6 protein-coding genes and 3 tRNA genes are annotated in these 6,374 nt (G+C 65.8%); 2 read left to right on the top strand and 7 right to left on the bottom strand.

The window, feature by feature from the left end; all coding sequences use genetic code 11:
- The first annotated feature begins 100 nt into the window (after window positions 1-100).
- Entirely contained in the window at window positions 101-559 is a 459-nt protein-coding gene (locus tag Pth03_RS05095) for a DUF6069 family protein (protein WP_203942921.1), read from the top strand.
- 620 nt (window positions 560-1,179) lie between these two features.
- Here Pth03_RS05095 and Pth03_RS05090 read toward each other — a convergent pair.
- Together Pth03_RS05090 and Pth03_RS05085 are read right to left on the bottom strand one after the other, a co-directional pair.
- A complete protein-coding gene (locus Pth03_RS05090; RefSeq protein ID WP_203942920.1) occupies window positions 1,180-2,046 on the bottom strand; it encodes a CU044_5270 family protein in 867 nt (288 codons plus the stop codon).
- Window positions 2,039-2,611 (bottom strand): RNA polymerase sigma factor, encoded by a 573-nt coding sequence (locus Pth03_RS05085; protein WP_203942919.1) that lies wholly within the window; start codon window positions 2,609-2,611, stop codon window positions 2,039-2,041. Before Pth03_RS05085 ends, Pth03_RS05090 begins: the two co-directional genes overlap by 8 nt.
- Window positions 2,612-3,148: 537 nt before the next feature.
- Between Pth03_RS05085 and Pth03_RS05080 the strand changes: the two genes are divergently transcribed.
- Window positions 3,149-3,685, top strand: a complete 537-nt coding sequence (locus Pth03_RS05080; protein WP_203942918.1) for a tyrosine-type recombinase/integrase — start codon at window positions 3,149-3,151, stop codon at window positions 3,683-3,685.
- A 59-nt stretch (window positions 3,686-3,744) separates the two neighbouring features.
- Here Pth03_RS05080 and Pth03_RS05075 read toward each other — a convergent pair whose 3' ends face one another.
- The 5 genes from Pth03_RS05075 to Pth03_RS05055 form a co-directional block, all read right to left on the bottom strand.
- Window positions 3,745-4,002, bottom strand: a complete 258-nt coding sequence (locus Pth03_RS05075) for a hypothetical protein (RefSeq protein ID WP_203942917.1) — start codon at window positions 4,000-4,002, stop codon at window positions 3,745-3,747.
- A gap of 385 nt (window positions 4,003-4,387) precedes the next feature.
- A tRNA-Phe gene (locus Pth03_RS05070) sits at window positions 4,388-4,461 on the bottom strand.
- Window positions 4,462-4,481: 20 nt separating this feature from the next.
- Window positions 4,482-4,555: transfer RNA gene (locus tag Pth03_RS05065), tRNA-Asp, on the bottom strand.
- Between the two features lie 106 nt (window positions 4,556-4,661).
- Window positions 4,662-4,734, bottom strand: a tRNA-Glu gene (locus tag Pth03_RS05060).
- Window positions 4,735-6,366: a metallophosphoesterase family protein gene (locus tag Pth03_RS05055; RefSeq protein ID WP_203942916.1), complete on the bottom strand. Its 1,632-nt coding sequence runs from the start codon at window positions 6,364-6,366 to the stop codon at window positions 4,735-4,737. It abuts the tRNA gene before it with no gap.
- Window positions 6,367-6,374 lie beyond the last annotated feature (8 nt).

Below are 6,374 nucleotides of genomic sequence, written 5' to 3'. Positions count from 1 at the left end.
GCCGACATTCTTCCGCTCATTTCCGGCTGCCGATGTCGAGTCAACCGGCTCAGCTTCGTCCTTCAGGCGAACGCACCACCCAACCTTTGAAGGAGTCCCGATGCACGCCACGACCAACGCCGTCCCCGCTGACTTCCTCCGCGCCTGGCCGGTGTGGCTGGTCAGCGCGCTCACCGGAATAGCCGCGGCCGCTGTGACCGAGCTGTACGGCCTCGCCGCACGCGCCCTGGACATTCCGATGTCAGCCGGCAACATCGGCGCCAGCGCCGCACAGCCGATCACCATCGGTATGTTCGCTATGGGCACTGTCATCTGCACGTTCTGGGGGACGGTGCTGGCGGTGCTCCTCGCGCGGTACGCGACCCGCCCCGCGCGCGCCTACGTCAAGGTCGCCGTGGCGCTCACCGCTGTGTCTCTGGTCGCCCCGCTTGGTGCCGGAGACACCGTGACCTCGACCAAGCTAATGCTGGCTCTTGCGCACCTGCTCGCCGCAACGATCGTCATCCCCACCGTCGCCCGTCGGCTTTGGCACGCTCCGGGCCGTAACGGCCAGCGCTGAGCAGGTAGAGGCCAGGTCTACACACAATGTGGGAAGGGCTGCCATCGGTCCCCGGTTGTTGGTACGTGCGGTTGAACATGGGGAGGCGCGCCATGTGCCACGCCTCCCTCCTGCTCCCGCTAGTTGCCCTCTCCGGGACTGCCAGGCGGGTTCTGTCAAGGATGGCTTCGCGTGTACCTCAGCCAGTGACCTTCCGCCGCTAGCGGTTGCCCTACCTGAGCAGCCGTCCTTGACAGGTTCTGCCTGCCCCGGACAATCGGGCAGCGGGCGCAGGATCACAGCGAGGACGCTGGATGCTGGCGGCCGACGGATGGGCGGCCCGCAGTCGCCGCGGCCGGGACCGGCCCCCAGGCCGCATGCCCGGCCGGCGAGCGGGCGGAGGGCCGCGAGGCGGCGCGGAGCGCCGCCCTTGATCCCTATAAGCACAATTCGGCAGGTCCACTTGCGACACGCTTGCGGCTCCCATCGTCGAGCAGGAGCGGCTCGGGCAGCCACTGGCCGATGTAGTCCTCGCGAGGGCGGCCCGTGAGCCGCGTAGCCGTCCCGTGTCAGCAGGTTCGCTGACTTCTTGCTGACTTGCGCTGCTCCTCGATGTGTCCCCAAGTGTGCCCTGCCATCTACTACTTCGAGGTGGAGGAAACGGCCTTGGGTAGCTGGTTCGTCCATTCAGACGCGCTGATCGCAATGGCGTTTCCGCCAGAGAAGCTGATCTCGCGGACGAACGAAGTCTTCGGATCGATCACCAGCTTGACCCCCACTGTGGAGACTCCCAGGGCCTTTCCACCCTGGACAGGGCCGAGGCTCTTGACGCCCGGCAGGGAGGCGATAGTACGGAAGGCGGCCGCGCGGACCTTGGGCGGGGCCGGAACCTGCCAGAGCAGATAGGACAGCGACTTGGCGACATCGCCGTCCTCGCCGACGAAACCGACGAAGGGCTTCTGACCGTGCAGGGCCTTCTTCCTGGCGGCGACGGTCCACGCCTTCAAAGCGGCCGGGTCGGTCGGCAGACTCTGGAGCTCGTCGTAGGTGATCAGGATTCCGGCGACGCCGAAATTCTTCGACCTGTGCGGGTCCTCGATCACCTTGCCGTTGATCAACGCCCATGTGCGTCCGTCGCGCCGAGTCCAGCTCTCCCCTCGGGGCAGCCGGCTGCCAGGCCTCGTGATCTCAGTCTTCACATGCCAGTACGTCCCGGCGCCTTGGGATGCGGTCTCCGCCGTGCTCGCCGCAGAGAGCAGGACCTGCTGGCCGGACAGCTGACCCGATCCCTGGGCCGGCGTGTGCACGGGCGCCGTGGAGCCTGAGGCGATCACGACCGCAGCCGCCGCCCCGGCGGCGGCCAGGCCGAGGCCCCCTGCCAGCCACCCGGTCCTGCGCTTGCGCACCGGTCCGCGCATCGCGTTCTGCAGCTTGTGCCGGCCCTGGTCTACCACGTCGCGAGATGGTTCCTTCACCAGAACAGTACGGAGCATCTGCAGCTCATCCATGAAAAGTCTCCTGATTGATCACCGTGCGGAACTTCTTGCGGGCGCGGCTCAGCCGGGAGCCGACGGTGCCGTAGGAGAGGCCGAGTGCCTGGGCCACCTCCTCGTGACTCAGCTGGCCCAGGGCCACGAGGAGGATCACGTCGCGCTCACCCGGGGAGAGGCCGGTCAGTGCGTTCATCAGTTGGGGATAAATGCTCTCGGCGGTCACCGAGGCGACGACCCGGTTCTCGTGGCTGTCGGCGGCAGGCTCGGCCCCCGTCCGTGCCAGCGCCCGATAGTGCCGGGCCTCCTTGCGCCGGTGGTCTGCCACCAGGTTCGTGGCGATGCCGAACAGCCAGGGCCGCAGGCTGCCGCGCTCGGCGTCGAACCGGTCACGCTGGGCGAACGCTTTGAGGAACGTCTCGGCGGCGATGTCGTCGGCCGTCTCTTCGCCCAGCCGCCCGGCCACGTACCGGTAGACGTCGCGGAAGTACAGGTCGTAGACGGCAGCGAACATTTCCGGATCCCGCCGGAACCGAGCTGCCAGCTCAGCGTCGGTCACCTGCTCGCCCACGCGGGCGGTCAAATTTCTATCTCCGTCATATGGGTGCTCTCCGGGCGAAGTGGTCAACTGTCACCTACACTTCGCCGCAACCCCGGATCGCTTTGCCGCCGCGACGGGCAGGCCTTCCGCCGGATCGCATTCGAGATCGGGGAGCGGCTTCGCGAGGACGCTCCGGTCACCCTGGTCGCGCGGCTACACATATACGGGCCCTGCCTACTGCATGGAGTCCCTCGGCAGCCCAAGGGCCATCGACTAATCCAAGAGCTCGGGGCGACGTGCAGTCAGGGCACGACGAGCTGTCACGTAGCGATCGTGGAATTCCTCGGCGAGGGCTTCGCGCTTCCTCTCCTCAGATGCGCTTCCGAGGGCCAGAAGGCCTCCATCCCCACTCGCCCAAGAGTGTCAAGGCTGGTGTCCATGCCGCTTCGACCAACGTTTTCGCATGTGTGTCGCAGAGCTTCAGCGTGACCGCCAGATCAAGAACGGTGAGCCGAAGTTGAATGCCTTTGCGGTACGCCTCGATCGGACCCCACTGATCGCCATCCCACATCTCGCCTCGTGTCGCCGCCTCTGCGCAATCAGGCACATCGCATCTGGGCCGGTCTGAGTCGGTCATGGCTGAAGCCTACGATCGCTGCTAGTCCACGGCCCACGGGCCGATGTAGCGCCCGGGAAACGTGGGTCGAGTCGAAGCCCAAGACCGAAGACTCCGAACGGACCATCCCGCTACCGCCGATCTGCCTCGACGCTCTCAAGGAGCACCGCAAGCGACAGTTCGCGGAGCGTTCAGACCGCTGGCCCGACTGGGAGGATCACGGCCTCGTCTTCCCCTCCAGGCGGGGCACTCCCATGGAGCCCGACAACCTGCGCCGTAGCTGGGGCGAGATCCGTAAGGCGGCCAGCCTCGGTACCGTGCGCCTTCACGATCTCCGGCATACGTGCGTCAGTCTCCTGCTCGACCTCGGCGTGCCACCTCACGTTGTCCGAGAGATCGTCGGGCACTCCGACATCGAGGTCACTATGAAGGTGTACGCGCATACCTCACTGGACGACAAGCGGGCCGCTCTGAGCAAGCTCGGCAATGCCCTCGGCTGATAACGATCTCGATGGGAACGCCTCGGACATGGTGTCCGAGGCGTTCTGCTTTCCATCGGTCAATCCCCGGTAACTCCCCAGAACACGATCTCGCTGGGATGCCTCTGCTCGTCATACAGCACGGTGTAACAGGCATGGCCACGCTCTTCGATCAGGTCGTCCAGCTCCTCAGATGCCTGCTCATATCTCCGCTCGAAGTCGGCACGTGTCGGCCAGGACGAGCCGAGCGCTCTCGTTATCTCCTCGGCGGTGAGCGGCCTCGCTGAGCAGAACTCAGGCTCTTCGCCCTCGTCGAGGACTTCGAAGATGTCCAACACCGAATGAGTGAACGAATGCTGCACGCCCTCGTCCGCCCACAACTCCTCAATCGTGGAAGGCCGAGGCCGCTCAGGCAATCCTCAGCGTCCGTCGTAGAGCCAGAAGTAGTCGCCCCCACTGAACGCACGTTCATGCGCCGCGGTGAGGGCAGCCGAAACATCCTCTTGAAACGGCGCGAAGTAATACCACCCTGAGGCGCCCACGATTCGCCCTCTCAGCCGATCACGCACCTGCACCGAAGTACGCAGGACGCTACCGACCGACGCCGACAAAATGATCAGCCGCAAAGAGTCATCGGCACGTTGTCGTCAGCGTTGTCGTCAATGGAGATCAAAAACGCCCCGGGCGATAATCGCTCGGGGCGTTCATGCTACTCAGGTGCTGTGGTCAGGGGCAGGGTCGAACTGCCGACCTTCCGCTTTTCAGGCGGACGCTCGTACCAACTGAGCTACCTGACCTCGGCGGCTGCCGCCGTACGCGGTCCTGACGGGACTTGAACCCGCGACCTCCACCTTGACAGGGTGGCGAGCACTCCAACTGCTCTACAGGACCTTTATGTCCGGAAGATTTTCTTCCGTGTTGTTCGGCTCGGCTAGCTTACCAGTTCCTCGAAGGTCATCGACCTTTCGTCTTCCCTGGTGCGCTTGGCATTCGCACGTGCCCCCAACGGGATTCGAACCCGTGCCGCCGCCTTGAAAGGGCGGTGTCCTAGGCCGCTAGACGATGGGGGCTCAGGGCTTGCGCCCCGTTCCGCGACGTCTTCCGTCGGAGACCTCTGAAGCATAGGGGACGTATGCCCCCGATGCCAAAGCGATTGGCGACGGTGAGCCGACCTCGGTTCCCGTTGGCTGCGGGACCTTCGTCGGTTCGGTTGAAGACTCCGGAAGAATTGTACGGCCAGGGTCCGGCTCGATATAACGCTCCGCCTGGATCGACTGCTCGCCGAGGCCGCCGACGCTGATGTCGTCCCAGGCCTGGAGGCGATGGGTGCTCTTGCTGAAATAGAGCACCGAGGCCATCAACGGGGTCGGCTCATCGTTTTCGAGGCCCCTCAGACCGGCCCCGCCGGTGGATCCCTGGATCATCAACCGGGTCCCCGAGGAGAGCAGCTCGGTCGAGCGCTGATGCACGTGGCCTGCCAGCACCAGCGCCACCCGGCCGGACAATCCCCGCCCCACCGTCGGGTCGTGGACGGCTGCGATGTCGGCCCTGATCAGGTCGGGGCCCGACGTGGACGGCGACCGGGGCCATTCGGGCGGCTCGATCCGGGCGGCGTGCGACCGGCCGAGATCAAGGAGCTGCTGGCTGGAGTCGTCGGACACCTGTACGGATTTGTCCGGCGTGAAGCGCGGGTCGCCGATGCCGTAGATGGTCAGCCCCTTGACGGTGGCGGCCTTGCCGTCCAGAACGATCGCGTTCTTCTGCTTGGCGACCGCCTGCTGGGTGGCCATGGAGTCGTGGTTTCCGCGCACGTAGACGTACGGGACGCCGAGGCCGCCGATCTCCTGGACGTACTCGTTCTCCGCGGTGGTGCCGTGATCGCTGATGTCGCCCGTGTCGATGATCAGATCGATCTTGAACTGGTCTTTCAGCGCCTTGATGACGTTCCACCCGATCGGGTTGATGTGCAGGTCGGAGACGTGCAGCACCCTGATCGTGCTCGGGTCGGGGTCGTAGATCGGCAGCGTCGATCCCGCCTCATACAGGCGCGACACGTTGGTCACCAGCTTGGCGAGCTGGCCGCGATACTCGGAGAAACGGGTGACGATCGACTGCGCACTGCCGATGAGCGAGGGAACGCCCGTGAGCAGGCCGGTGTACCGCGGCTCGGCGACCGACCGGGGGTTGAACGTCAGCGCCGTCACTCCACCCAGGGCGATCACCATGACCAGAGAGCCGGCTCCGGTCCACGCGGCCCTGGACAGGCGCCTGAACAGCAGCAGGCCGGTCAGGAATCCCGCCCCCACGGCGAAGAGGACTCCACGGACGATCAACTGGCGCAGCCCTTCGGCCACGTCCTCTTCGATGATCGTCGGGAGCCTGTCGGCCCAGCGCGGGTTGCTGAGGATCTCCTCGGCCACGTCCGGGTGCACGGCCTCGATGGTCAGGCTGAGCCGTACCGGGCTGTTGTGGCTGTCGAAGCTGAGGGTGCCGAGCGGGCGCACGTCGATGACGGTCTCGCCGGTCCAGGAGGGCTGCAGGGACATCCCGATGTCCGCGGGCCCGACGGGGGTGTCCACGGAGGCTCCGAAGGCCAGGCCGAGCCATCCCCCGGCCACCGCGGCCAGTGCGATCGCCAGGATCCGCGCCGTGCGCCCCTTACCCAGACGCCGGGCAATCTCCCTCCACTTCGAGATCTCCATGTCCTTCC

This window comes from Planotetraspora thailandica, from assembly GCF_016863335.1.
GTDB classification, from domain to species: domain Bacteria; phylum Actinomycetota; class Actinomycetes; order Streptosporangiales; family Streptosporangiaceae; genus Planotetraspora; species Planotetraspora thailandica.
The sequence above is the reverse complement of the archived record's forward strand: the minus strand, read 5'-3'. Positions and strand labels throughout refer to the sequence as shown.